This is a genomic window from Spirosoma knui (assembly GCF_054780635.1).
Genome location: NZ_BAAGVY010000004.1, coordinates 202,675 through 227,030, shown reverse-complemented (window position 1 = coordinate 227,030; position 24,356 = coordinate 202,675). Strand labels below are relative to the sequence as shown.

General features: G+C 51.0%; 20 protein-coding genes. 4 read left to right on the top strand and 16 right to left on the bottom strand.

The window, feature by feature from the left end:
* Positions 1-24 precede the first annotated feature (24 nt).
* Complete coding sequence (locus ACYVIY_RS11590; protein WP_460976511.1) at positions 25-933, bottom strand: sterol desaturase family protein; 909 nt, start codon at positions 931-933, stop codon at positions 25-27.
* Between the two features lie 10 nt (positions 934-943).
* Positions 944-1,450 (bottom strand): rhodanese-like domain-containing protein, encoded by a 507-nt coding sequence (locus tag ACYVIY_RS11585; protein WP_460976510.1) that lies wholly within the window; start codon positions 1,448-1,450, stop codon positions 944-946.
* A gap of 248 nt (positions 1,451-1,698) precedes the next feature.
* Between ACYVIY_RS11585 and ACYVIY_RS11580 the strand changes: the two genes are divergently transcribed.
* The 3 genes from ACYVIY_RS11580 to ACYVIY_RS11570 all read left to right on the top strand — a co-directional run bounded on the left by ACYVIY_RS11580 (position 1,699) and on the right by ACYVIY_RS11570 (position 4,656).
* Complete coding sequence (locus tag ACYVIY_RS11580) at positions 1,699-2,301, top strand: TIGR04282 family arsenosugar biosynthesis glycosyltransferase (RefSeq protein ID WP_460976509.1); 603 nt, start codon at positions 1,699-1,701, stop codon at positions 2,299-2,301.
* A 40-nt stretch (positions 2,302-2,341) separates the two neighbouring features.
* A complete protein-coding gene (locus tag ACYVIY_RS11575; RefSeq protein WP_460976508.1) occupies positions 2,342-3,034 on the top strand; it encodes a glycosyltransferase family 2 protein in 693 nt (230 codons plus the stop codon).
* Positions 3,035-3,294: 260 nt separating this feature from the next.
* Positions 3,295-4,656, top strand: a complete 1,362-nt coding sequence (locus tag ACYVIY_RS11570; RefSeq protein ID WP_460976507.1) for a hypothetical protein — start codon at positions 3,295-3,297, stop codon at positions 4,654-4,656.
* A 326-nt stretch (positions 4,657-4,982) separates the two neighbouring features.
* Here the strand turns inward: ACYVIY_RS11570 and ACYVIY_RS11565 are convergent, their stop codons facing one another.
* From ACYVIY_RS11565 to ACYVIY_RS11545, 5 genes are all read right to left on the bottom strand, one after another.
* Entirely contained in the window at positions 4,983-6,647 is a 1,665-nt protein-coding gene (locus tag ACYVIY_RS11565; protein ID WP_460976506.1) for an FAD-dependent oxidoreductase, read from the bottom strand.
* A 358-nt stretch (positions 6,648-7,005) separates the two neighbouring features.
* Positions 7,006-8,475 (bottom strand): RagB/SusD family nutrient uptake outer membrane protein, encoded by a 1,470-nt coding sequence (locus ACYVIY_RS11560; protein WP_460976505.1) that lies wholly within the window; start codon positions 8,473-8,475, stop codon positions 7,006-7,008.
* A gap of 86 nt (positions 8,476-8,561) precedes the next feature.
* On the bottom strand, positions 8,562-12,041 hold the full coding sequence (locus tag ACYVIY_RS11555) for a SusC/RagA family TonB-linked outer membrane protein (protein WP_460976504.1): 3,480 nt from the start codon (positions 12,039-12,041) through the stop codon (positions 8,562-8,564).
* Complete coding sequence (locus ACYVIY_RS11550; RefSeq protein ID WP_460976503.1) at positions 12,038-13,060, bottom strand: FecR family protein; 1,023 nt, start codon at positions 13,058-13,060, stop codon at positions 12,038-12,040. The genes ACYVIY_RS11555 and ACYVIY_RS11550 overlap by 4 nt, the downstream gene beginning before the upstream one ends.
* A 24-nt stretch (positions 13,061-13,084) precedes the next feature.
* Positions 13,085-13,747, bottom strand: coding sequence for an RNA polymerase sigma-70 factor (locus ACYVIY_RS11545; protein WP_460976502.1), 663 nt, complete (start codon positions 13,745-13,747; stop codon positions 13,085-13,087).
* A gap of 220 nt (positions 13,748-13,967) precedes the next feature.
* Here ACYVIY_RS11545 and ACYVIY_RS11540 point away from each other — a divergent pair, with 220 nt between their 5' ends.
* Positions 13,968-14,678 (top strand): hypothetical protein, encoded by a 711-nt coding sequence (locus ACYVIY_RS11540; protein ID WP_460976501.1) that lies wholly within the window; start codon positions 13,968-13,970, stop codon positions 14,676-14,678.
* Between the two features lie 22 nt (positions 14,679-14,700).
* Here the strand turns inward: ACYVIY_RS11540 and ACYVIY_RS11535 are convergent, their stop codons facing one another.
* The 9 genes from ACYVIY_RS11535 to ACYVIY_RS11495 all read right to left on the bottom strand — a co-directional run bounded on the left by ACYVIY_RS11535 (position 14,701) and on the right by ACYVIY_RS11495 (position 24,209).
* Positions 14,701-15,951, bottom strand: a complete 1,251-nt coding sequence (locus ACYVIY_RS11535) for a low temperature requirement protein A (protein ID WP_460976500.1) — start codon at positions 15,949-15,951, stop codon at positions 14,701-14,703.
* 137 nt (positions 15,952-16,088) lie between these two features.
* A complete protein-coding gene (gene xrtN / locus ACYVIY_RS11530; protein WP_460976499.1) occupies positions 16,089-17,132 on the bottom strand; it encodes an exosortase N in 1,044 nt (347 codons plus the stop codon).
* A complete protein-coding gene (locus ACYVIY_RS11525; protein ID WP_460976498.1) occupies positions 17,119-19,773 on the bottom strand; it encodes an XrtN system VIT domain-containing protein in 2,655 nt (884 codons plus the stop codon). Before ACYVIY_RS11525 ends, xrtN begins: the two co-directional genes overlap by 14 nt.
* A 115-nt stretch (positions 19,774-19,888) precedes the next feature.
* Entirely contained in the window at positions 19,889-20,185 is a 297-nt protein-coding gene (locus tag ACYVIY_RS11520) for a winged helix-turn-helix domain-containing protein (RefSeq protein ID WP_460976497.1), read from the bottom strand.
* Positions 20,182-20,829 carry a hypothetical protein gene (locus ACYVIY_RS11515; RefSeq protein WP_460976496.1) on the bottom strand — a complete coding sequence of 216 codons (648 nt, stop codon included), beginning with the start codon at positions 20,827-20,829 and terminating at the stop codon, positions 20,182-20,184. Before ACYVIY_RS11515 ends, ACYVIY_RS11520 begins: the two co-directional genes overlap by 4 nt.
* Before the next feature lie 46 nt (positions 20,830-20,875).
* Positions 20,876-21,250, bottom strand: a complete 375-nt coding sequence (locus ACYVIY_RS11510; protein WP_460976495.1) for a diacylglycerol kinase family protein — start codon at positions 21,248-21,250, stop codon at positions 20,876-20,878.
* The gene (locus tag ACYVIY_RS11505; protein ID WP_460976494.1) at positions 21,243-22,712 is read right to left on the bottom strand and encodes a B12-binding domain-containing radical SAM protein; all 1,470 of its coding nucleotides are present in this window, start codon (positions 22,710-22,712) and stop codon (positions 21,243-21,245) included. The genes ACYVIY_RS11510 and ACYVIY_RS11505 overlap by 8 nt, the downstream gene beginning before the upstream one ends.
* A gap of 75 nt (positions 22,713-22,787) precedes the next feature.
* On the bottom strand, positions 22,788-23,504 hold the full coding sequence (locus tag ACYVIY_RS11500) for a DUF1361 domain-containing protein (RefSeq protein ID WP_460976493.1): 717 nt from the start codon (positions 23,502-23,504) through the stop codon (positions 22,788-22,790).
* Positions 23,505-23,618: 114 nt separating this feature from the next.
* Complete coding sequence (locus tag ACYVIY_RS11495; protein ID WP_460976492.1) at positions 23,619-24,209, bottom strand: hypothetical protein; 591 nt, start codon at positions 24,207-24,209, stop codon at positions 23,619-23,621.
* Positions 24,210-24,356: the final 147 nt, after the last annotated feature.

Here is a 24,356-nt window from a genome sequence, read left to right as displayed (position 1 = left end):
TAGGGAATCTCGACCCATTAACCATTAAGGATCTGCTTTCTGTATTTCGGGTTGTTTGCGGGCACGACTGCGCCACGGATAAGCCATTTGTCCGAAAAATGAATTGGGCACCTGGTTCGATCCGGGAAATCCCAGCCGAAGGGTACTCTTTTCGTAGGGAACATGAGCCGTACCGAATACGTAGTCCCAAAGGCTGAGTGTTATTCCGAAATTGATGCCTGCGCGGCTGTGCGCCGGTAAGTCTTCAACATGATGCCACAAATGCATCTGCGGACTGTTGAATACGTAGCGAAGCGGACCGATGGGCAGGTATATGTTGGCGTGGTTAAGGTGCCCAATTGCCAGCGTAAACAGGTGAACGATAAAAAATTCCTGCAGGCCAAAGCCAATCATCGCCAGTGGAATGTACTCCAGTGTCCGGTACACGATTGTTTCCATCCAGTGATACCGAAAATGGGCAGCATATCCCATCACTTCCGTCGAATGATGAACTTTATGAAACTGCCATAACCAGGGCGAATGATGCAGCAGTCGGTGAACGTTCCACTGAATGAAATCCCGAACCACAAATAAAAGAAGCAGTTGCGCCCAGCCGGGCAGCGACGCTACGTTGATGGCAACGATGTTCTTAATACCAAAAAGGCCCAGAAAATCACTGAACGCCTTTACTCCTACCTGCGAAATCGCATTGTAGGCAATCAGGGAAAACAGGAAATAGTTGAAAAACAGGTAGAACGTATCGAGCCAGAATCCTTCGCGAAAAATGGGCTGATTTTTTCGCCAGGGAAACAGCAGTTCCAGCACCCAGACCAGTAGTGAAATGCCGACCAGGGTATAAAAGTAATTCGGCCAGCCCGGTTGCGTAATTTCCCGAAACAGGTAGCTGGCATAATCACCATACCCCTGCAAAAAGGTCTGAAAATACTCCATCATGGTTTAAGGCTTATTTATAAACTTTCTGTCCCCGTTGCAGCCACTGGCCCCATAACGGACTATAGGCGTGAACCGAATCGGTATGGCCTTTGGCATTCACCACGGGAAAGCCCCGGTTGACCCACTCAAAAATGCCGCCGTACACGTTTTTAACCTGGGTGAAGCCCTGGTCGGCCAGTTTCTGGGTTATCTTCTGACTACGGTAACCAACCGAACAGTAGACCATAATCGGCTGATTTTTCGGTACGTTGTCGAGGGCGCTCAAGTCCAGTTTTTTATACCCAATCGGAATCGCGCCTTTCAGGTGACTGACTGCGAATTCACCGGGTTCACGGGCGTCGAGTATCAGCGCATTTGCCTGGTACTGATGCAGTTCGTCGGCAGTAACGGCTGGCACCGACTTATTGAGCATACCGTGAAGCAAATCATCGAATTTTTTGTCAGCTACGTATTGCGCCTTAACCGAACCGGCGGGCAGTGCCAGCAGCATGAACAGATGAAACCAGCGTTTTATCATAAATTATTCAACGGGTTAGGTTTAACCCCTAAATCCCCTGAAGGGGATTTAGGGGTTAAAAGACAGTTTCTGTACCATACCAATAACGTTTACTTCTTCCAATACATTCAACACAGGTAAAAGGTGATCGGCGAGGTATCACCCTCTTTAATTTAAGAAATCGGGTAGGGGCGACTTTAAGTATTGAAGACAGGAAGGCAACCGATTGCCCGTCTGTTTGGTTAACATTTCGTTAACTGCATTTATGTATGCCCGCTGAACACCTTATTGTTTTTGTGAAGAATCCGATTGCTGGTCAGGTTAAGACCCGTATCGCACGGACGGTTGGCGACGCGAAAGCCCTCGACGTTTATCTGCACCTCCTCCGTTACACACAGTACGTAGCAGGCGATTTTCCGGGTCGTTGTGCCGTGTATTACGGTGATTTTATCAATCCTGATGATGGCTGGAATGCCTTCGACAAATATCGTCAGTCGGGCGTCGATCTGGGCGAACGGATGAGTCAGGCGTTTGAGGAACAGTTTGCTGCCGGGGCCGGTAAAGTGGTTATCATTGGCAGCGACTGTTTCGACATAACTCCTAACCATATTCGTGATGCGTTTGCCGCACTCGATACCGTTGATGTGGTTATCGGCCCCGCTACCGACGGTGGCTATTATTTGCTCGGTATGAATCAGCTTCAGCCTTTTTTGTTTCAGGACATGCCCTGGAGCCAGCCCGAATTAGGGCAGTTGACGGAACTGGCTCTTTTGCAGCACGGGCTAGCCTACGCCCGGCTCGACGAACTAACCGACATCGACGAGTGGGCTGACTACGAAGCCTATCTGCAGAAAACCAATCTGTCATTGTAAGACGTAATCAACTGTTTTCTCCTTTACTGCCGCACTACGTTTGAACCAGCCTATCATTGTTGCTATCATTCCCGCCTTCAACGAGGAAAATTCAGTTGGGCAGGTTATCCGTGAAATACCTGCTGAACTGGTGCAGGAAATTATTGTCGTTAACAACAACTCCAACGACCAGACTGCCGTGCAGGCTTCCCGCGCTGGTGCTACGGTGCTGGACGAACGTATTCCGGGATACGGTCGGGCGTGTCTGCGGGGCATTGCCTACGCTAAACAACGCCAGCCTAAACCCGACATCGTTGTTTTTCTGGATGCCGACTACTCGGATTTTCCGGCTGAAATGCCCAGCGTTATTGCCCCGATTCTTGACCAGACCGCCGATCTGGTAATTGGGTCACGGGCATTGGGGAACCGGCAGCGTGGTTCCATGACTCCTCAGCAACTCTTCGGAAACTGGCTGGCTACCCGGTTGCTACGTTGGTTGTATGATGTCCAGTTCACCGATTTGGGCCCATTTCGGGCGGTTCGGTTTGATACGTTGCTGGCGCTGAACATGCAGGATAAAACGTATGGGTGGACCGTTGAAATGCAACTAAAAGCCGCCAAGATGCGGTTCAAAACAACCGAAGTACCCGTGAGTTATCGTAAACGGATTGGTCACTCAAAAATTTCGGGCACAATTAAAGGCACGGTACTGGCGGGTTATAAAATCCTGGCTACCATCTTTAAATATTGGTAGAAATGTCACTGCGAATACATTAGATTATTTTTTGTCATGCTGACGCAGGAAGCATCTTCGAGGCAATTCATTTATCTGTTTGCCCAAAATGCTTCCTGCGTCAGCATGACAAAAAATGCTACCAGAGAATACGCTAAACTAATTGTGCTTGTTTTACATAGTCTGCTAGCTATTGGATAGGGCCTGAAAGTTAGCTATACACTTGCCCATAGCTGGGCGTACTGAAACGAACGTAGCACAAAACGTGACCGTTCTAAGCTATGATAACACCGTTTCGGATTGGCTGGTTGTTTCTTTCGCTGACATTGTTCACCCTGATGGGGTATGGCCTTATCAGGCAGCAATTCAATCTGCTGATCCTGTTGTACGGTCTTGCCTTCTGGGGCTATGTTCGGATTACCCGACCGCTGTGGTCCATCGCACAACAACCAGTACGTTCGCCCATCGCACTACCCGAACCTGACCGATTTCTGTTTCTGGCCGCCGTTCTTTTCCGGGTTAGTCTGCTGGCTGTAATCCCTAACTTATCCGATGATTACGCTCGATTCGTTTGGGATGGACATCTGGTCGCCAACGGCTACAATCCGTATCTCTCCCTACCCAGCCAGATTATCCATACGCCTTTAGCAACAGCAGCCGGATTGACCGAATCCCTCTATACATCTTTAAATTCACCTGATTATTTCACGGTTTACCCGCCCGTCAATCAGGCATTATTTGGGCTCGCGGCCTGGCTGTTTCCACATAATCTGCTGGGTAACCTGATTGCGCTACGTTTCCCGATTCTGCTGGCAGAAGTTGGCATAGTAGTGTTGCTGCCGGTACTCCTGCGTCGATTTGGAAAAAACCCAAATCTGGCCCTGCTCTACGTTCTAAATCCACTGGTGATTCTGGAACTGACGGGTAACGTTCATTTTGAGGCCGTGATGATTTTCTTTGTACTATTGGCAGTCTGGCTATTCGTGCAGGAGCGAAGGTTGGCCTCCTCCATGGTACTAGCCCTGGGCATTGCCACCAAACTTTTGCCCCTCCTTTTTTTTCCCTTGCTGATCCGGTATATAGGCTGGAAGCGTGGCCTGGCTTACGGTTCATTGACACTGGTTCTTACAGCCGTTTTGTTCTTCCCATTCATCGACGCCGACCTGATTCGGAACTTGTTTTCAAGTTTACACCTGTATTTTCAGAAGTTTGAGTTTAATGCCGGTATCTACTATCTGATTCGGACAGTCGGCTACGTAGTCACCGGGAACAGCATCATTGTAGAGTCCGGCATCGTCTTGTCTATTCTCATCGTTATTGGTACGTTAATGATCGCCTTCGGAGATCATTCATTCCCGGCGTTGACGAGTGTGGCAACCAGAATGCTGCTGACCATGAGCCTGTACTGGTTGCTGGCTACTACGGTTCATCCCTGGTACTTAACCTCACTGGTAGCCATTACAGTATTTACCCCATTTCGGTATCCGTTAATCTGGTCGGGGCTTGCCATCCTATCATATGGTGCCTACCGAACGTTTCCTTATAATGAAAACCTGCAACTTGTGGGCTTGGAGTACGTGATCCTATTCCTTTACGGATTGTATGAATGGCGACAGGCGAAGAGAGCCATAGTGACTACATAACTCTTCGTTTTGTAAACGAATCGATTTGACGTGCATCTGCTTCTACACCATGCATACATGATTTTACTCTAAAGTATCGTCAAAATAATCCTTTACGCTTGTATACGCTACAGGGCAAACAGGTTCTTGACTTGTCAACAATTTGTAATAAGCAGAGAAACCCTTCAGAAAAAGCAACCTTTTCCTGAAGGGTTTCAGAGACGTGGTAGAGAAGCCCGTCTAATTATCTGCCTGGCAAGCTACCAATATCCTGGCTTCGTTTCAGTGCTCAAACCTAAAGGGTGACCGGGTTCTGTAGACGGGATAACAAAGCCTTCCTGAATAATTTACTCCAGTCGTTGGCCATCTTTTAATAAAACGTCCCGCAGCTTTTGGTAGGGCAGGCGCCGTGGGGACACTTTGTTATCCAGCGATAGGACAGCGGCTGTCGCGGCCGACTGACCCAGGATCATGAACACCGGTTCCATCCGGATTGATCCGAAGGCGATGTGCGAACTCGACACGCAAACCGGCACGAGCAGGTTATTGCATTCCTCTTCTTTGGGAAGAATCGATCCGTACGCGATTGAATACGGTCGGTCGGGGTGAACGCCGATGTCACCTTCGTTTTGCACAAATCCATCGGGTTTAACGTATCGCTGAGCCTGGTGAGCATCAAGCGTATACGAACCCATGCCGATGGGATTCGGAACGGTGGTTTTGCCGAGCGCGTCGGCTTCTTTCATCACGAACACACCCAGCATCCGCCGGGCTTCGCGGATGTACAGCTGGTGGGGCCAGCCGCCATTGTCGACGAATTCATCTTTGGGCAATCCCCACTGCTGCATCTGTTCCCGAACATCGGCCGGAACGCGTGGATCGTTCTGGAGGAAATACATCAATCCCTTTTGATAGAGTTCATGCTCTTTGATGATCTGGCGTCGGCGCTCATAGGTCGCTTCGGGGTAATCGTAGTTCTTACCAATGTAATCGGTGCTGAACGGGCCGTGATTATTCGTATCGGTTTTGCGGTTCGGAATCGGGTCGTACTTGTTGAATGTTTCGCGCCAGCCGGTATCAAACACTCTCCCTAACAATTCATACCGCGCCGGATCGTAACCTGCTGGCTTAGCAAACGGAATGCGGTTGTCGGGATGATTGCTCAGGCACATCCGGAAGCAATACGCCTGAATCTTATTGTCTCCAGCCCCGTATTCACCGGGAGGGTTCGGCGATACTTCGGGAAGCAGGCCACTCTTCGGGTCTCCCGCAACTTTATAAGGACTTACGTTCGATTTGAAATGGTGCCCGTGGTGAAATACATCGGTTTGCACGCCGTTCCACTTCTCGCCGTAAACGCTGTTTGCTTCGCGGCCAACGTGGTAACGAACCCCCGCAACGGCCATCAGATCGCCTTCGTACGTAGCGTCAATGAACATCTTACCTTCGTAGATATTTCCGCTCAGGGTACGGAAGGATTGAATGCTCCCCGATTTCTTCGTAACCCCTTTGGCCGAACGATCGAGCCATTCATCGCGGTAGACCTGAATCTTGTTTTCGCTGATAAAATCCTCGAAAACCTGCTCAGCGGCATGGGGTTCAAAAATCCACATTGTCCGGGCATTGCCATCAATCGCTGGTGTTCCCTGACCTTTGTTGCCGTACTCTTCCCTTTTTTGCCATTTCCAGCCTTCTGGCTTCTGGTAATGTTGGTAGAGACGCTGGTAGAACTGGCGCGAGAGGCCGCCGATTACTTCTTTATTTCCCGTATCGGTAAAGCCGAGTCCGCCCGCTGATAAGCCGCCCAGGTGTTTGTCGGGCGACACAATGATCACCGACTTGCCCATTTTCTTAACCTGAACGGCGGCTGTGACCGCGGCTGATGTGCCGCCGTAAATGATAACGTCGGCCCGACGGGTGACTGTCGGGCGAACGGTACTATGATCGGGGAGAGTGAAACTGGATAGGAGAAAAAAAGTAGTAAGGGTAGTCAGGAACGTATTCCGTTTCATATCGTAAAAAGGTTAATGCTGGCATTAGGGTTAGAATTGCATCCAGTGATTACGTCCATGCGCAAAACCGTTTATAGAACTGCACCAGCGTAGCGTCGGGCGATAAAAAGAAAAGGTGCTGTTCTGCAATAGCCGTCTCGTAGCGACGTAACAACTGGGCCTTGAAGCTATTTCTACGGCTGTTACGTCGCTACGAGACAGATATGGCTTAGATCCTTCTAGCAAATTATGCTGCCGACGTTACGCTGGTGTGAAAAGGACGGTCTTGCAGGCAAGGTAAACCCCCACGCTGACACAATTGCAATCTCTCTTGCATAAAGCGAAAGGAGGTATAAGTATAATTATCCTTTAGTCCGAATCAATACCCTGGATTTTGCGTCAACTGCGGATTCACATCACGCTCCGTCTGGGGAATCGGATACAGAATGTGAGTCGCTGGGACAACAATAGTTGGATTTTGCGCCTTCAGTGCGTCAACGAGCCGACCCGTGCGTGCCAGGTCATACCACCGGTGCCCTTCAAACGCAAGTTCTAGGCGACGTTCGAGCAACACCGCATCACGAAACTCTTCTTTTGTCAAGCCGCTTAGATCGGTTAGTCCGGCCCGTTTGCGAATCCGGTTGATGGCAGCATAGGCATCGGCCGTCGGGCCGTTCTGCTCGTTTAAGGCTTCGGCATACATCAGGAGAACATCCGCGTAACGTAGTATCGGGAAGTTGTTGTTTCCTTCTGCATTGGCCGTTGCGGATGGATCCAGATACTTGTAGACGTAACCGGGGAAGCTAACGCTGGCCGGAGCCGCGGGCGTACCCGTTGCTGAATAGAGTTTCAGCGTTACGTCCCGCCGTTTGTCGGCGGCTGAGTACGTTTTGTACAGATTTTCGGTTGGAGGATCATCGCCGAAGCCAGCTACCCCATTGACTCGGTCGAATGGGGGGCGCATATACCCTTGCATCCAGCTTCCTTCGTTAAAGCCACCACCCAGGGCCTGCATCTCGAAGATGGCTTCTTTGCCATTTTTGTTGGCAATCAGAAAAACTTCCGGATACGTAGCCCATACGTCATACGTTCCCGAGTCGATCACCTGCTTCGCCTTTGCAGCCGCATTAGCCCAATCCTGGCGGGTCAGGTAAACCTTCGCCAGAAATGCCGTTGCTGCGCCTTTGGTGGCGCGGCCAATGTCGGCACCGGTGTATTTCGCGGGTAATACATTCTCGGCTTCGGTGAAATCCTGAATAACCTGCTTGTACACGTCATCAACTGAGGCTCGGCTTACATTCAGGTTATTGAGCGACTTAGTTTCCTGAACAATCAGGGGCACTCCACCAAACAGCCGAACCAGGGTGAAGTAATAAAAGGCCCGCATGAATTTGGCTTCGGCAACGTAACGCGCTTTCAGGGTTTCGTCCATCGAAATGCCGGGAACCCGTTCTATAACTGCATTCGCCCGGTTGATGCCCTGGTAGGCCGTCGACCAGATCGACTGGAAGGTAGAGGTTGCTGGCGTGAACGTATGCTTATCGAGGTCATTTTTCGCCTGGTTCGCCGTCGACCGGCCGCCACCCCATTCCGAATCGTCGGTAGCCTGGTCCTGCAAAATCCACATGACCTGCGCATACATATTCGCGTTGTTCATGGGGTCGTAGACGCTACTGACGGCAGCCCGGGCGTCTTCGGCATTCTTGTAGAAGTTATCGGGCGTAAAGCTCGACGCTGGGATCTGGTCCAGCACCTCGCAGCCGGATACAATGAAGAGTGAAAAAGCGAACGAGACAAAGAGCGAAAGGCTTCGTCGAGTGCTTGTGGTTGCTATTGGTGGTAACTTCATGTCTATTATTCGTTAAGGATAATGGGAGAAAACAGTAGGAACTACTCGACAGAATGAATCGCTCTTTCTCTCATTCACTCTTTACATTAAAAGCCAACGTTAAGGCCAAACATCAGGGTTTTAGCGGCCGGATAGCTTGCGTAATCAAAACCCTGACTGCGGCTGTCCTGACCAAACCGGTTCACTTCCGGATCGTAGCCTGAGTAATTTGTCCAGGTCGCGAAGTTCTGAGCGGTCGCATACAGGCGTAACGACTGTATCTTAAGCGTTTTCAGGACCGGTGCGGGCAGGTTATACGCCAGCTGAATGTTTTTCAGCCGCAGGTAAGAGCCATCTTCGATTTGCCGGGTCGAAATCCGGTTCGCTGGACGAGTGGTCGATGCCCGTGGGATGTCGGTATTGGTGTTCGTGGGCGTCCAGCGATTCAGCATGTCGCGGTCCTGGTTATTGGTGCCGTTCAGGTACTCCAGCTCGAAGCGGTTGGCGTTTAGAATCTGATTCCCGGAAACGCCCTGGAAGAAAACCGTTAGCTCCAGTCCTTTGTAGGAGAACGTATTGTTGAAGCCGCCGATGAACTTTGGTTGCGCACGGCCAATAATGGTCCGGTCGTTATCGTCGATCTTCTTGTCGCCGTTCAGATCGAGGTATTTCCGGTCACCCGGTTTGCGGGCCTGTGCATCGACTAATGCCGCCAGTTCGTCGGTGGTCTGGTATAACCCGTTGGTTACGTAGCCGTAGAATGAACCTAAGGGCTCGCCTACCCGAATAATACCGGAGTTCACATTCTGAGCGATGTTAGCCACTTGTCCGGCAAAAATTTGCGGGGCACCACCGATGTCAAGCACTTTATTGCGATTCAGCGCAAAGTTGATGTCGGTATTCCATTTAAAAGCGCCGTCGATATTGCGGGAGGAGACACTCAGTTCCAAACCCTTGTTCTCAACCCGGCCCAGGTTCTTGATCGCGCTTGAATAACCGGATGTGCTCGGTACCGTTACGTTGAGGAGCAGGTCTTTTGTGCGCTTCACATACGCATCCGCCGTTACGGTAATTCGGTTGTTCAGCAAGCCGAGATCAATGCCAAAGTCGGCCTGGGCCGTTGTTTCCCACGATAGATCAGGATTGGCGATCTGGTTAGGACCTATGCCAGTTGCTACCGTATTGCCTAATACATAGTTCTGGGTGGCCAGCAACGAATACGCCGGATAGTTACCAATACCATCCTGGTTACCCGTCAAGCCGTAGGTGGCGCGAAGTTTTAAGTCGCTCACGGCCCGGACATCCTTCATAAAGCGTTCTTCCGATACCCGCCAGGCCAAAGCCGCCGATGGGAAGTAACCGTATTGCTTGTTAGCACCAAAGCGTGATGATCCATCCGCCCGGAACGAAGCGGTGACCAGGTATTTGTCTTTGTAACCATAATTGACGCGGGCCAGGTACGACTGTAACCCCCAGGTACCAATGCCCGACGAAGGCGTGAGCGGTACTGATCCCGCACCCAGATTACCTGTGTTCAGGTTGTCGTTGACGAAGTTTCTGGCTGCGGCCGTGCTGGTTTCCACTCGATAAGCTTGTTGGGTGAAGCCGAGCAGGGCGCCAATCGTATGAACCGTATTCACCGTCCGGTTGTAGGTCAGCAGATTTTCGTTCAACCAGGTTACCGCCTGGCTATTGAACAGCGAACCGGATCCACCCTGCGACAAGCCACTCGATACGCTCCGGGGTAAGTAACTGTCCTGTTTCTGCAAAATGGCATCTACGCCCAACAAAACCTTCAACGTCAGTCCATCGATGATCTGGTACTCGCCAAATACGTTGCCGAACGTCCGGAAGGCGGTGTTGCGGTTCTTGCTGTCGCGGGCCAGCGCCACCGGATTGTCGGCCGTGAAGTTCAGCGCCGGACTGGTCACCAGATACGTACCGTCAGCATTATAGATCGGGAGGATAGGCGGGAACTGGAGGGCGGCCATGGTCACCAGACCGGCACTACCCAGGTCGCCATCGGTGCGCGATTGGTTCGAGACCGTACGGTTCACCGTCAGGCTATTCCCGATTTTGATTTTATTGGTCAGTTTGCGATCCAGGTTTATCCGAAACGAATACCGGTCAAAATTCGAGTTGACAACAATACCGTCCTGCTTGAAATACCCCCCTCCAATGGCGTATTGCGTACGCTCGTCGCCACCCGATATGGATAGCTGATAGTTCTGAATAGGTGCCGACTGGAAAATCTCATTCTGCCAGTCGGTTCCTTCGCCGAAGGCGTTAACCTGTTCCTGCGTATACACCGGTGCCCGGCCTTCGTTCGTGTTGGCATCATTCACGAACTGAGCGTACTCACGTCCGTTCAGAACCGGATATTTCCGTCGTACCTGCTGTACACCGTAATACGTATCGAAGTTGATAGTTGACTTGCCCGCCTTACCTCGTTTGGTCGTAATGATGACAACGCCATTTGCCCCACGAGAGCCATAAATGGCCGTAGACGAAGCATCTTTCAGGACCGAGATCGACTCAATATCGCTTGGATTGAGAGTACTTAGTACGTTGAAGTTTGAACCGCTAGTGGCGTTATCATTCTTGAACGGAATGCCATCAATAACGTACAGCGGTTCGTTGTCACCTTGAATAGAGTTGCCACCGCGAATTCGGATGGTTGTGGTGCCGCCGGGAGCACCCGAATTTTGCGTGATCTGTACACCCGCTGCCCGTCCCTGGAGCGCCTGATCAAGCGAGGCAACGGCTACCTTCCGTATCTCTTCGACCGGAACGGTCGCTACTGCGCCGGTAAGGTCGCTCTTTTTCTGCGTACCATAACCAATCACTACGACTTCATTCAGCGAACGGGTATCGGCCGCGAGTTGCACATCAATGGTCGTCCGGTTCCCAATGGCAACTTCCTGACTAACGTAGCCGACAAAGCTAAACACCAATACCGCCCTGTTGTCAGGAGCACTCAGCTGGTAGCGTCCGTTGGCATCTGTAGTCGTGCCGCGCGTTGAGCCTTTCACCACCACACTCACGCCAGGAAGTTCTTCGCCATTCTCGGCCGTTACTCGTCCAACGATACGTACATCGGCCAGGGCAGATTCTACCGGTAAGGTAAGTGGGAGCCCAGTTATGGCCGTTGGGGTGGGAACGGGCGTTGCTGCCGACGTTGTGGTGATCGGTTCGGGCGAATTATTGATGGCCTTGATTGGAGTCTTGACCGGTAAAATCAAATAGGCACCTGACTTAAGTTTTTTGAACCGTAGTCCGTGCGGCTTCAGTAACGTATTCAGATTGGTCTCCAGCCGAGCGTTGTAATTAATCGTCTCTGTGAGTTTAGCACCAGTCTCGGCGATGGCTGATTCTTCAAACAAGATATCAGCGCTGTAGTGCTGTTTGAGTTCAAGCAAGGCTTGCCGAAGCGAAAGCTGCTGGGACGTACTGTGTTGGGTGAGTTTACTGGGTTGCCAGTTAACGGTACTGGTTTGTACGGACGCCAGCGTTTGAGCCGTGGTTAAATCGTAACCAGCTACCACGAGCCAGCTGACGGTTAAAGTAAAGGGTAGGAGTTTCCTCATTGGTTCGTTGGTTTATCGGCGTTTTGAAAAAAGACAAGAGTTTGATCGGCATTCGTTACGTGTATATCCAGCAGTTCGGCGAGGGCTTCGGCCAGTTCCTGCGATGAGCCCGCCCGAATTGTGCCGGTTAGCGTTCGATGCGCTAACTCAGGATCAGCACAGTGCACCGTTACGCCAAATACGTTATGCATCTGCTTAAACACTTCCGGTAAGGGCGTATTGTTAAAGACAAAATGGCGGTATCGCCAGCCTGCGAATGCCACCGTATCCGTCTGGTGGCGGAGTTTCAAAGCGCCCAGGCGGTCGAGGGAGACGTAATCGCCGGGTTTCATGATCAGGCTCTGCGGCTCCTGTTTAGCAGATGTATAGGCTAGTTTTACCTTCCCGCGCTTAAGCACAACCTCGGTGTTTGCTTTTCGATCACTTACCGAAAACTCGGTGCCCAAGACTTCAACATCGACGCCGGAGGGAAGCTTAACGATAAACGGCTGGTGGTTTGCCAGATGCCGGACGTTAAACACGGCTTCGCCCGAAAACTGTACCCGGCGCGATACCCAGCCATACCCCCAGCGTGGCACACGTAACGTCGACTGCCCATTCAGCGCAACCGTAGAGCCATCGGGAAGGCTAACGGTCCGCAATTGTTGTTTAGTGGTTACGACCGTGCGGTAATTCCAGACGTCCTGCGTGGCGTATAAACCAGCGAATAAACTGGTCAGGCTAACGATCGCTGCGGCCCATTGCCAACGCCATTTGCTGCCCAGCCGGGGCGCGGGCCGGTGAACGTGCAGGAACGGAGAAGCGGCCTGAGCCGGGTCCGCCATCCGTTGCTGGAGCCGTTCAAAAACGAGGTCTGAATTTGGCTTGTACTGTGGGTAGCTACGTTCCCACTCGTCCAGCCACTGGAAAAACTGCTCCCGGCCGTCAGGGTGAGCCAGCCACTCGCCAATGACTTTTTTCTGGAGCGACGTAGCCTGGCCGGCAAAATAGGTGTACACCAATTCTTTAGTTGGTTGCATGCGTATTCGAGTATCTTGTGGAGATTATCCTAGCGTAATCAGCAGTAGGACCGTTGAGATAAGCAGGTTACTTTGGCGCAGGGCCGTCCGAACGGACGTTAGCGCCCGGTGCAGGTGATTTTCGACTGTTTTTGGGGTCAGCCCAAGTTCATGAGCGATCTGCTTGTACGATTTGCCTTCGAATCGACTCATCAGAAACACCCGCTGCCGCTGGGGAGACAGTTGCTGAACGGCCCGCTCAAGGGTCTGATACAGTTCATCCTGTACTAAAAGATTGTCGGGCTGGCCTGATTCCGCATCCGGTTCGTCGAGGTTGGGCTCTTCAGTACCCCGACGACCTAATTCCCACCGAATGCAGTTGAACGCCCGGTTCCGAACGGCCTGGTAGAGATACGCCCGGTACGAGCTAGTTACACGTTCAAACTGCCGATTGGCGTAAAACGAATAAAACAGGTCTGCCACTAGATCTTCGGCCAGTTGGCGATTATATACGTAACGAACCGCGTGGCTGCAAAGCGGGGCAAAGTAAAGCTTAAACAACAGTTCGCAGCCGTGCCGCGGATCTTGCTCGAACGCTTTGCGCACAAAAAGCTCGTGGTCGATTTCAGTAGGTACCGACTGAGTAGACTCCGGATTCAGAGCGGGCTTATCGTCCGGCGCGGTAACGAAAAATGGATTAACAGACATCTGGGAAAGGGCTCACAGCTATATGACAAGTTTACCCAGCTAAATCCCCCAATGGTAAAGACAAATTTTTGCTGATATAATGCAAACTGTCTGTATATTCACAAAAGAGACGTATCAAATTCCTTTACCTTACCAAAACGCATCAGGGCAGGTTCACTAATTGACCCGCCTTACGTAATCAACATAGTCAAATTAACCTCTTAACCAACCATTCCCATTTATGAAAAAGATAGCCTTAACCTTGTCTTTAGCGCTGACGTTTTGTTTGCCCGCCTTGGCGCAAACTACCCCAACCGCCGACGAAGTAGTCGATAAATACATTGCCGCCATTGGTGGGAAAGATGCGCTGTTAAAAGTGCAGGATCTGACCACGAATATGTCGAGCGAAACCGAACGGGGTGCCATCATCATTACCCGGAAGCAAAAACTTCCCAACAAATTCTCGATGGTGATCAATGCCAATGGCATGGAGGTGATGAAGCAGACCGGTGATGGATCGAAGGTGGCTATGGGCGGTATGCAGGGCAGCCGTACCCTCGACGGCCCCGCTGCGCAGCAGATGACCCTGATGAATGTCATTTTCCCTGAGCTGCATTACGCCGAAAACGGTGTAAAGACTACGTTCGTCGGCCCCGAGAAAGTAGAGGGTAAGGATACGTATAAATTAAGCCACACGACCGCCGATGGAGCCACTACGTGGACGGATAACTTCGACGTAGCAACGGGCTTGAAAGTTCAGTCGGTGACGAGCGGCCGATCGCCACAGGGCCAGATGACCACTACGTCCTTGTATACCGATTACAAAGACGTAAACGGTATAAAGTTTCCTATGACGATCATTCAGCAATCGCCACGTGGACCGATGACCATGTCCGTCGACAATGTGAAAGTGAACAAAGGGATCAAGGATTCGGAGTTCAACGCCAACTGATAGGGCGTACTCACAGGGTTAGCTATACGCCCGTATCTGGTTTTACGTCGTCACCCTCAGTCTGCCCTTCTACGCGCTCGGTACTTGCCGGAGCCGCCGGGCCCAGATTGTCGCTGATAATCATGGCCATCACCAGGGCAGCCGTAATGATCATCAGATTAATTGGACGTAACGACGCAAACGCACCAACCGCGACCAGAACAAGGGCAATCCCAAAGCGGGTAACAATGCCGCGAATGAAGCTGGGATGAGGAGGCCCTGCTTTGAGGGTTGTCAGGCTAATCCCGGCTTCTGTCAACAAATAGGCGGCTACCGAACCCGTTAACAGCCATTGGGTCTGCTGGGGTAAATCGCCCTGGTTAGTGGCCCGCACCGCGTAGGTCAGCCCAATGCCGACCAGGGTTAACGCAATGGTCAGGGGTAAATGGAGGTAGAGCCACAGGGCGTAAAATCGGGCCGTACCGCCTTCGCTCACCTGCCGCACTGCATCGTCGTCGAGCCGGTCGAAATAAGCCCACCACAGACCAATGATGATAATACCACCCAGGATCGTGGCCGGAATCGTTGTTGCATTCAGTCCACTGGCCATCAGGCCCTGCGTTGCCCCGCTTACCGATTGGCCGAGCACAAGCAGCGTAAACAAACCGTACCGTTCGGGTAAATGCCGAACGTCGGGCGGAAACTCGCGGTGGAGCCGTCCGCCTGTCGAGGTTAAGGGCGTCCCTAGCTCAATGAGCAGGGCGAGGCCCCAAACCCCATATTTATACGGAAGTGGAACGAATACAGAGCCAATCCAGAGCAGCGCTGAAAGAATAAAACCAGTGCCCAGATGCTGAATATACGGGCGGGCCTGCGGTACGTAGTACCAGGCCCGCCCGTATTCGACCAGGAGCACAATCCGCACCACTGCGTACGTCAGTGCGTATACGGATGAACTTGCTTCGGCTCCTTTGGGAATCGACGCGGCCAGCACAATCAAACCGAGTAACTGAAGACTCCCCAGAAAGCGGTGCGTTATATCCTGCTCGTTGTCAAAACGGGTGGAGTAATGCGTCTCGCCGTTCCATAACCACCATACGGGTACGTATAACAAGACGAACTGGCCAAATTCTTTTGCGTCAAACGAGGTTTGTAATCGTTGTGCTAACTGCATGATAATGACTGTAAATACCAGGTCATTGAGCAGTTCAGCCCAGGTTGTGCGTCGTGTTCCTTCCTTTTCAAGCGAGCGTAATTGGGGTATGGCTGTTTTGGATGATGACTGGTCAGGCATGTAACGTTGAGTTTAGATTCGCCGATCCGAAATCAAATTGGTGAATGCATGTAATCCTTGAACTGGCAACGATTTGTATACCCTTTTTGCTTTTCCTATGCACTAAATTCGATTGATCGTAAGGCCATGTTTAGCTGTCAGTGACCGGGTAATGGAGTTGTTACATTCACCAAGGCAAAGCCTGAACTACCTCGTAACATTCGGCTGCGGACATCCAACTGACTGATTGTCGTGTATGAGCCATCGCTAAACCACCACATCGTTTGCAACGTTCGGCCGTGTTTGGTTAACTCTCCAACGTAAGCTGGGTGCCCGCCCCAGGTGGTTTCACGAATGTACCGAAGCTCGTACCCGCTACCCCGCCAACAAACGGCGGGGTTATGTTCCAGGCTGTACCAATCAGACAAGGGTTTTAGATAAATCAGGATTCCGGTCTTTGTTAACTGGACGAAGCCATTATCGAGTGATTTGCAGACATAGTCTGAATAGCCGAATCGCTCCTTCAACGCACAAGGTTCTGTTGGCACCTGGGTTGGTCGAGAGGTGTAGGCCATTAAGCCAAAACCAGCCAATAAACCGAGCAGCGACCACTTCATGGAGGCCCATGGACGTTCGACGGGCTTCTGATCACGACCTCTCCATCTTATCAGCAATAGAGATACTCCCCAAGTCGGTAGCCAGGTATACATCGCTACACAGAGTAAGCCGACTATATCATGCCCCAGCGTATCAGGAGGAATGCCGAAAGCAACGAGCAGGATGATGCGGAATAGATTGCAAACGATAGTGAAGCCAAACACGACGATGCCGTAGATGACTACCCAGAGAAAGGGGACTTGTTTGGCTGTCTGTTTCTCATACCAAATCAGTAAGAACATGGCAACCAGTAACGACACACCCGTCATTTGTAAACCCATACACGCCGGATCTACCGACATGGCTTGCCCATTGCGCACCAGTACGTTACCATCGACATCAACATCCAGGCCGGTTAACCGGAGTAAGCGTCCTGCCCAGGCGCTGAGTGTAAGCCGGATCGAAAAGGTGAACAGGGTAGACAGATAACGCAGAGCAGGTGACAGCAGTAGTAACAAGGCAAGCCGACCTGTCCATCGGCTCCGTTGGCCCGCAAACACAAGCAGGCCAACGGTTAAGCAGGTCGTTACATCAACCGATAGCATGAGACTTCCGCCAGTAAAGCCAGCCAATTAATAAAGCGACCATCGCCAAAAGGGCCCACTCGTGTGGTTCAGGTACAGCCCCTTCCGACTTAAGCGTGGCGTTATCCAAACCATTGGTGTCTTTCTTGATGCCGAAGCGGTTGTAGTCATTCTCCGTTTCCAAGACGACTAAGCTCGATAAAGGCGACACAATATGCGCTCGTTGGGCTTCTTCTATCAGATCAGCTGTTTGATAATTTGGAACGAAGTAGTTCCGCCCGATTCGTTGTAGCAAATGATTGTAGAAGAACAAACGAGCCAGATGATCTGGCGCACTTGATTGGCGAACAATCCCCGTTTTCTGTATCTCTTCGGCGGTGCGCACACGAACAGGTGATTCTTGGATTGTAACACCGGCCTCAGGCAAAGCCACGCGATCTGAGTCGTTTAGTTGGGTTGGAAACTGATGCTTAGTAAGCAAACCGGATAGCTCGTTGAGTGAACCCGATGACACGTTCAGAACGTGCAGCTCGGCTAAGGTTTTTAGGTAGGGCGACAAGTCGTTTCCTATGCAAAATGTGCGAATCGGCTGCTCTTGGCGAGCTGCACCATGCATTCGGTTGGCAAACGGGCTGTTCTTTAAATCGCTAAGCGTGGGCGATAAGGGCGTCCCTTTTGTGATTAGTAAAGCTGTGGCTGGGTTGGTGATTCGATAGGTCGGAAACAGGCTAAACTGCTGCGTACTGAACTGCTCATACAAGGCGTTTGCATTTTGTGAAGTCAGTTGCTTTAACCCATCGCTGAAAACCCAGACGCGGCTATTCGACTGCTTTACCAATCGGAGTACTGTATCAAATTCGACCTGGCTCCAGGCAGAATTTAGGTCGAGGAATACGTCGGTTGGCGTAAAAGCAGCTTGTGTAGACTGATACACGCCCAGTTGATAGGCCATTCCGTTCAACTCGAATGATTCGTTCGATACGGCCGGTGCTGGGAAACGTAATGACCAATCGGGTTCGTAATGACCTCGGTGGGTTAAGGTATTTCCTTTGAGCGGGTCAAACAACCAGGGCGATTGCAGTTGATTCGGCGGGGTTGTGAAGTCAACCTGAATGAATTCATTAGCAGAGCTGGTGTTTGGGCCGTCGAAGTAGGGATTTTTATAAACCAGCTGACCGTGGTCAAACGCCAAAGGTGACGTTATGCCTAGTTTGACCCGACGATCTTCCGACGCTCCACACGGAAATACCCGTATCGTTATCCGATTCCCTTCCTGCCAGTACACGACCGATGGGTCGCGGGCGAACACGCGGGATTCAACCCCCACAATTTGGCGATAGGCGGAGTCTGCTTTCGCAACGGTTGTCAAGCGGGCAGGTTCTTCGTGGCCATTCACCCATAGCGACATGGACGAAACGACTGATCCTGCCGGAAGGTGAAATGTAAAGAGGGCTTCTTCAGATCGGCTAGCTTCGTTATGAATCCACATCGTTTTCTCCGTATAGCTCAGCCGGAACTCAGGCCATATACGAACCTGCGACACGATATCCTTCGTCGATAAATGACGACCTGTCCAGAACTTTTCCTCTGTACCATATCGCTCATTTTGTAAAACCTTTAACAGATTGATGCGCTCTGTTTCAGGTAGATCACTGGCCGGAAACAGGTTGGAAGCAATGACCACCAGTGGGTCGTGTTGCTTCACATCGTCGAAAGCCGTCAAGTGGTCCAGTCCCCAGCCGCCATCATTGAAAAAGTGGCCCTCGTCGTAGACGTGCCCAGCGAGTAGCAGACGATTTGTAATCCAGTTAGGCTTGAGTTGCTGAGCAATGAGTACCCAATCGGGTAAGTCGCTGGTGTTTCGGGTAGCGGCTTCCATGCGTACCTGTTCCATCTGGTTACGGTCGCTGATCCAGCTCATCAAGAATAAGATTACAGCAATAATCGGAGCGGCAAGACCAACCCCAATGCCTAACCGCAAATGCTCCGCCTGCTTCGCATCGAACCAGATTCGGCGGCCCAGAACAATAGCGAACGTTATGGGAACAAAGGAATGGATCGACATGCCAAGTCCGATGAGCATAGGGACGCTGATCAGACACATAGGAGCCACGTAAATAGCCATATACGTAAACAGCAAACAACCCATTGCCAGTATGGCATACATCATCTGCTGCATTCGAACCGATACTTGCTCTTTCCAGGCGTAGCCAACCATCGCCACTCCGATTAGGACTAAGGCCCAGCAAAGCCAAGTGGTTGATTGCTGAAAGACTAAGAAATACCGGTTTAGAGCGTACGCGCTGACTAACCAAAGTAGTAAGCCCATCCATCGTGCCGGACGATGCTCGGGGTACCGATTCGCTCGCCAGTAACCATTGGTTAATAGCGCTATAGAGAACGCTACGCTTAAACCGTAGTGAACGATGAACACCGCAAAATCATCACTGCGTCCGGAAGTAGCAGTTCCAAATAACTCGTAAAGCCCAAATAGTCCCACCGAGATACACAACATGAGCAATCCACCGCCAAAGTAGGCGTCTCGGAAAGGCTCAAGTAAAGGAGAGGGGGTAAGCGGCTCATTGGTTAGATCCGCTGATAACTCGAGGGGTTGGGCTTCGTCGAGTTGAGAAGGAGAAGGATGTTTTGTCGTAATTTTCATAAAGTACTTTGTAATTCAAAGTTTATAATGAATAGAACACAATCGCTGGTCGTGAGCCTACCAGCAGGCTACTATACACGAAAATGAGAGAGGTATCGGACGGTAAAGTAACCGTCTACAGGTTCTTGATAAACTCCTCCAGGGCGTTCAAATGATCGGCAAAAGCCTGACGGCCAGCATCGGTGGTTGAATACGTAGTGTTTGGCTTGCGGCCGATAAACTGCTTATGAGCCGCTACGTAACCCAACTCTTCCAGCGACCGTAGGTGGGTCGAGAGGTTACCGTCGGTCAGGCTAAGCAGTTCCTTTAGCCCGTTGAAACTCATGGAATCATTGACCATCAGGACCGACATGATGTTTAGCCGCGCCTTGCTCTCGAATGCTTTGTTAAACTGAGCCAGCAGGTCTTTCATGCGGTATTACGTTCGTATTTGAAGTACATCGCCAGGCCATACGCAATGTGCAGGATACCGAAGCCAATGGCCCATACCAGTAGGTTGTATCCCGGCAAAAATAAGGAGATTAGGCCAAGCACAATTTCGCAATAGCCTAATGATTCGACATCCCGGAGTGTATGCCGACTGCCGTTGACTAAGGCCAGACCGTAAAAGATAAGGGTCGCTGGGAACGCCAGCCAGATGATATTGTAATGCAGAAGCGCCAGACAGAACACTCCGCCCGCTGCCAGCGGTACGGCCATCGCCCATACCAACCGCTGCGAAGACGTGTTCCAGACACTTAATCCCTGCCGACGTGCTTTCCGAACCGTAAAATACGTTCCCAGCAGCAGAGCCGCCACCAGAACGGCCAGAGCCACTAGCACTAAAAATTGTTTGATGGCCGCCTGGTCGGCATCGTCGTAGAGTTCCAACCGGTCATAACCGGGAATGGTAAACCAGCCGGTACGTAGCCGCATATACACGACCGCTGCCCCCGCGAGCGCAACTACACCCGCCGAAACACCCGACAGCCCGCTTAAGGAAAGAAACTTGGAAGAGCGCTCCATCAGACTGCGGATCTCGGTCAGCGTCTGTAGATGTTCACGCGATTCGTGCATAAGTTTGTTCGGTATAATTTGAAAGACAAGATCGTTACAATCACTTTTATAACAGTTCCAGCAGAACCAGCAGTCGTCCGCCTATGACGACGATGCCGATAATAACTGCAATCACCACAACCATTAAAACGGCCCCCGCCGATAAATCTTTAATGGCTCTAATTTGTGGATGGATGCCTGGCGATACAAAATCGCATAGTTTTTCAATAGCGGTATTAAACGCTTCGGCGGCCCAGACAATCCCAACCTGAGTAAGAATAATCGCCCATTCAACTCGGCTTAACTGAACGAGTAAACCCGCTGCAATCACAATAATAGCAACAAGCAGGTGAGCTTTCGCATTGTTTTCATAGCGAAATAAGTCGAAAATACCCTGTCCCGCATACCGAAAGCTGCGGAATACTTTCCGGACGTTAATCATGGAGCAAGCGTGCTGAACGGCCCGAAGGTAATGTATTCAGTTCAGGTAACGTACCAGATAAAACTTCTGCAGACTTGTTTTCTTCCGTAAAGTCCGGCTGGTTTGTTCGTACTTTGGCTAAAATCGACTCCAGAATCGGTAGCATATCGTTCAAACTGCGGGTCTTGATCAACAGATTCCATACGGGCTCAAACTTTTTCCAGCCACCTGCATAGAACAGGTGTTTCAGCCTGTGTTTGAGCGACTCGTGCGCGAAGCTTGATTTGATAATGTTCGGCCAGCTGTAAAACGATTGATAGGCCCAGTCGTACCCTTGTTTCAACTCGTCTGGAGCCAACCGCGCCGTTTGGTAAACGACGTGCCGCGTGTCATACAAATCCCAGTTTTTTGTCAGAATTCGGCCCTGCGCGTCCATGGTTTTGTACAGGTTTGTGCCTGGATAAGGCGTCAGAATATGATATGTGGCCGTGGTGATGGCGTTTTCGACACCCCAGTCTACGGTTCGTTTGAATACGTCCTGATCATCTTCGTCGAGGCCAAACACGAAACTTCCATTGATCAGAATTCCCAGCGAGTGCAGCCGATTAACCGCCTGCCGGTAATCCTTCGCTAAGTTTTGCTTTTTGTTGCTTTGCTTCAAATTGGCCGCTGAAAACGTTTCAAAGCCCAAGAAAACGCTACGTAGCCCGGCCTCAGCCGCTTTCTCGATCAGGGTTCCGCGAAGAATGGAATCAATCGTAGCCGCTCCCTGAAATACCCGGTTCATACCCCGCATACCGTCGAAGAGCGCGCTGGCAAATTTTGCATTACCCAACAGGTGGTCATCAAGAAAATAAAGATGACTGCCTGGGAGTCGTTCGATTTCAGTCAGTGCTTCATCGACCAGTTGCGTATAAAAGGTTTTCCCGCCTTCAAAGAACGCATCCTTGTAGCAAAAGTCACAGTGATGCGGACAGCCGCGCGTAACGACCAGTGAATTAGGCACCAGGTACCGATTCCGCTTAATCAAATCTCTTCGGACAGGCGGTAGGTAGTCGAGGGTTCTGCTGGTTGATCGGTACATTTTCTTAGGTTCCCCCTTCCGGAAGTCGGCCAGAAACTCGGGAAAGGTCTGATCGCCCGGACCCAGAAAAATAGTGTCGGCGTGAGCGGCCGCTTCCTCTGGCAACGACGTTACGTGTAAACCGCCCAGTAAGACGTAAGCACCACGGCTTCGGTAGTGATCAGCAATGGCATAGGCTCTGTACGCATTGGTGATGTAGACCTGAATAAGGACCAGATCGGGGTAATCATTCAGCTGCAGCGTCTCTACGTGTTGATCCTGCAACTCAACCTCGTCGTCGGGCGAAAGGTGAGCGGCCAGCGTTGCCAGACCAAGTGGCGGAAACAGAGAATACTTAATGGGGCGCCAGAAAGGGCTTTCAGCCTCAGCCAGAGCAGGTAAAATCAGCTTTATTTTCACGATTTTGAAGTCTATACGTACTAATGCCTGTGGCCGTCAGATACCCAATTTTTTTAAACGAATACGTATCGGTTCTTAGGCTAATAGCCGCGATTTTGGCTGCTCTTCAGCGTCGATGTACCAGTAAAAAGCGATGTATAAGACGACCAGCACGAAGCCGTACGCTAACGTGAGTTTGATGCTCAGGTGGTCGTGGTACGACTGGGAAATGGCTTGCACGAGCATCGACGGTTTAGTCAGTACGTTCCAGCTATTCCAGCGCCCAAAGCGACCCAGGTAAATGCCGAAGCCGGACAAAACCTGACCCGCCAGCATCAGCATCCACGTTAGCCCGAAGCCAAATAGTGGGCGAAGCATTCGGTGGGCAACGAGCATCGAGTATAGGCCAGCCAGTAAACCCGTCAGCGCGAACAAGAACAGGGTGATCGTATCGAACCAGAGCAACTGCGCCGGTGTGTGTTGAATGTGATACAGGTCGGTGATAATGTAGGGCGCGTTCGGCAGGAAAGCCAACCAGACCGCCAGACCAATAGCCAGCAGCCACGGACTTAAAAAACCAGCCGTTCGCAAATCGCGCAACACCAGTACTACGCCCAGGGGGAAAAATGCGAGAAACAAGTTCCAGGTCAGCATCACGAAAAACCACCAGTTGCCGGTTAACAAGCCACGTGTGGTGACCAGAGCGAGCCCGGCTGCGGTAAGTCCCGCTAAAGCGATGAGACCCCGGCCGAGTACAGGACGGCCAGAATTGCTATTCAACAAAGAATGCAGGAAGTGAGCTGGTTGGTTCATAAATTAAAGTACTTTGTAGTGCAAAGTAAACGAAATAAAAAAATGCCGATCAAGGTGGACCGACATTTTTTATTTCATGGCCTGTATCTGCTGAATTGACAGACCGGTTAATGACTATTCGGCGGTTGCCGGAGCGGATGTGTCGCTGGTGTAAAACAGCCGTATTAGTTGGGATGCCTGTTGAGCTGGGTCGCTACTCAAATTATCTAACTTGTCAAAAGCGGCAACCTTTTCGGGTTGGTCATAAAAGATATCTTTAAGGACATTGGTGGTAATGGCATGAATAGGAGAGTCCGCCTTGCGGCTGAAATAGTACGTTACCAGCGACTTTGCGTTCTGGCCGATACCCGATAGATCTGTCGGGCGGCTGTAAACATAAATGCGGTCGGTGTGTTCAACCCGGTATAGGTCACCATTGAAACGACGGTAGTCTACGCCTGATTTACGTTCTCCCCACACCTGGGCGGCCGGAATTTCGATGTTCTGATTGTCGGGCGTTATAATCTTAACGGCTGACTTAAATAGTTCGTCACGCAGGTGATAACCCGCTTGAGCGTTGTCGAAGCCATCATTTATCAGATGATGCTTAAAATCGGTGGCCGACAGATAAACGCCATTATCGGCGATATGAGCAGGGTTGGACGTTGTCTGAGCGGTACTTAGGAAAGGCAACGTAGTAAACGCTGCCAGCACTAGGGTTTTCATACTATAAAAACGATTAAGTGAAACATGAAAAATGGTTTACGTAATCGTGCTTCATTCTGAATGGTGCTTTCGTGTTCGCTTTATAGAAGCAAAGGTTGGCTGGCGAGATTAGAATCAGTTTAGTTTTGTATTAACAAGTAGTTAAAA

Excerpts from the sequence above, each read along its gene's own strand:
- ACYVIY_RS11580 (WP_460976509.1), top strand. The coding sequence starts at position 1,699 with ATGCCCGCTGAACACCTTATTGTTTTTGTGAAGAATCCGATTGCTGGT.
- xrtN (WP_460976499.1), bottom strand. The coding sequence starts at position 17,132 with ATGCTATCGGTTGATGTAACGACCTGCTTAACCGTTGGCCTGCTTGTG.
- ACYVIY_RS11500 (WP_460976493.1), bottom strand. The coding sequence starts at position 23,504 with ATGAACCAACCAGCTCACTTCCTGCATTCTTTGTTGAATAGCAATTCT.
- ACYVIY_RS11555 (WP_460976504.1), bottom strand. The coding sequence starts at position 12,041 with ATGAGGAAACTCCTACCCTTTACTTTAACCGTCAGCTGGCTCGTGGTA.
- ACYVIY_RS11585 (WP_460976510.1), bottom strand. The coding sequence starts at position 1,450 with ATGATAAAACGCTGGTTTCATCTGTTCATGCTGCTGGCACTGCCCGCC.
- ACYVIY_RS11545 (WP_460976502.1), bottom strand. The coding sequence starts at position 13,747 with ATGTCTGTTAATCCATTTTTCGTTACCGCGCCGGACGATAAGCCCGCT.
- ACYVIY_RS11510 (WP_460976495.1), bottom strand. The coding sequence starts at position 21,250 with ATGATTAACGTCCGGAAAGTATTCCGCAGCTTTCGGTATGCGGGACAG.
- ACYVIY_RS11550 (WP_460976503.1), bottom strand. The coding sequence starts at position 13,060 with ATGCAACCAACTAAAGAATTGGTGTACACCTATTTTGCCGGCCAGGCT.
- ACYVIY_RS11590 (WP_460976511.1), bottom strand. The coding sequence starts at position 933 with ATGATGGAGTATTTTCAGACCTTTTTGCAGGGGTATGGTGATTATGCC.
- ACYVIY_RS11495 (WP_460976492.1), bottom strand. The coding sequence starts at position 24,209 with ATGAAAACCCTAGTGCTGGCAGCGTTTACTACGTTGCCTTTCCTAAGT.
- ACYVIY_RS11520 (WP_460976497.1), bottom strand. The coding sequence starts at position 20,185 with ATGAAAGACCTGCTGGCTCAGTTTAACAAAGCATTCGAGAGCAAGGCG.
- ACYVIY_RS11525 (WP_460976498.1), bottom strand. The coding sequence starts at position 19,773 with ATGAAAATTACGACAAAACATCCTTCTCCTTCTCAACTCGACGAAGCC.
- ACYVIY_RS11535 (WP_460976500.1), bottom strand. The coding sequence starts at position 15,951 with ATGCCTGACCAGTCATCATCCAAAACAGCCATACCCCAATTACGCTCG.
- ACYVIY_RS11565 (WP_460976506.1), bottom strand. The coding sequence starts at position 6,647 with ATGAAACGGAATACGTTCCTGACTACCCTTACTACTTTTTTTCTCCTA.
- ACYVIY_RS11515 (WP_460976496.1), bottom strand. The coding sequence starts at position 20,829 with ATGCACGAATCGCGTGAACATCTACAGACGCTGACCGAGATCCGCAGT.
- ACYVIY_RS11560 (WP_460976505.1), bottom strand. The coding sequence starts at position 8,475 with ATGAAGTTACCACCAATAGCAACCACAAGCACTCGACGAAGCCTTTCG.
- ACYVIY_RS11540 (WP_460976501.1), top strand. The coding sequence starts at position 13,968 with ATGAAAAAGATAGCCTTAACCTTGTCTTTAGCGCTGACGTTTTGTTTG.
- ACYVIY_RS11570 (WP_460976507.1), top strand. The coding sequence starts at position 3,295 with ATGATAACACCGTTTCGGATTGGCTGGTTGTTTCTTTCGCTGACATTG.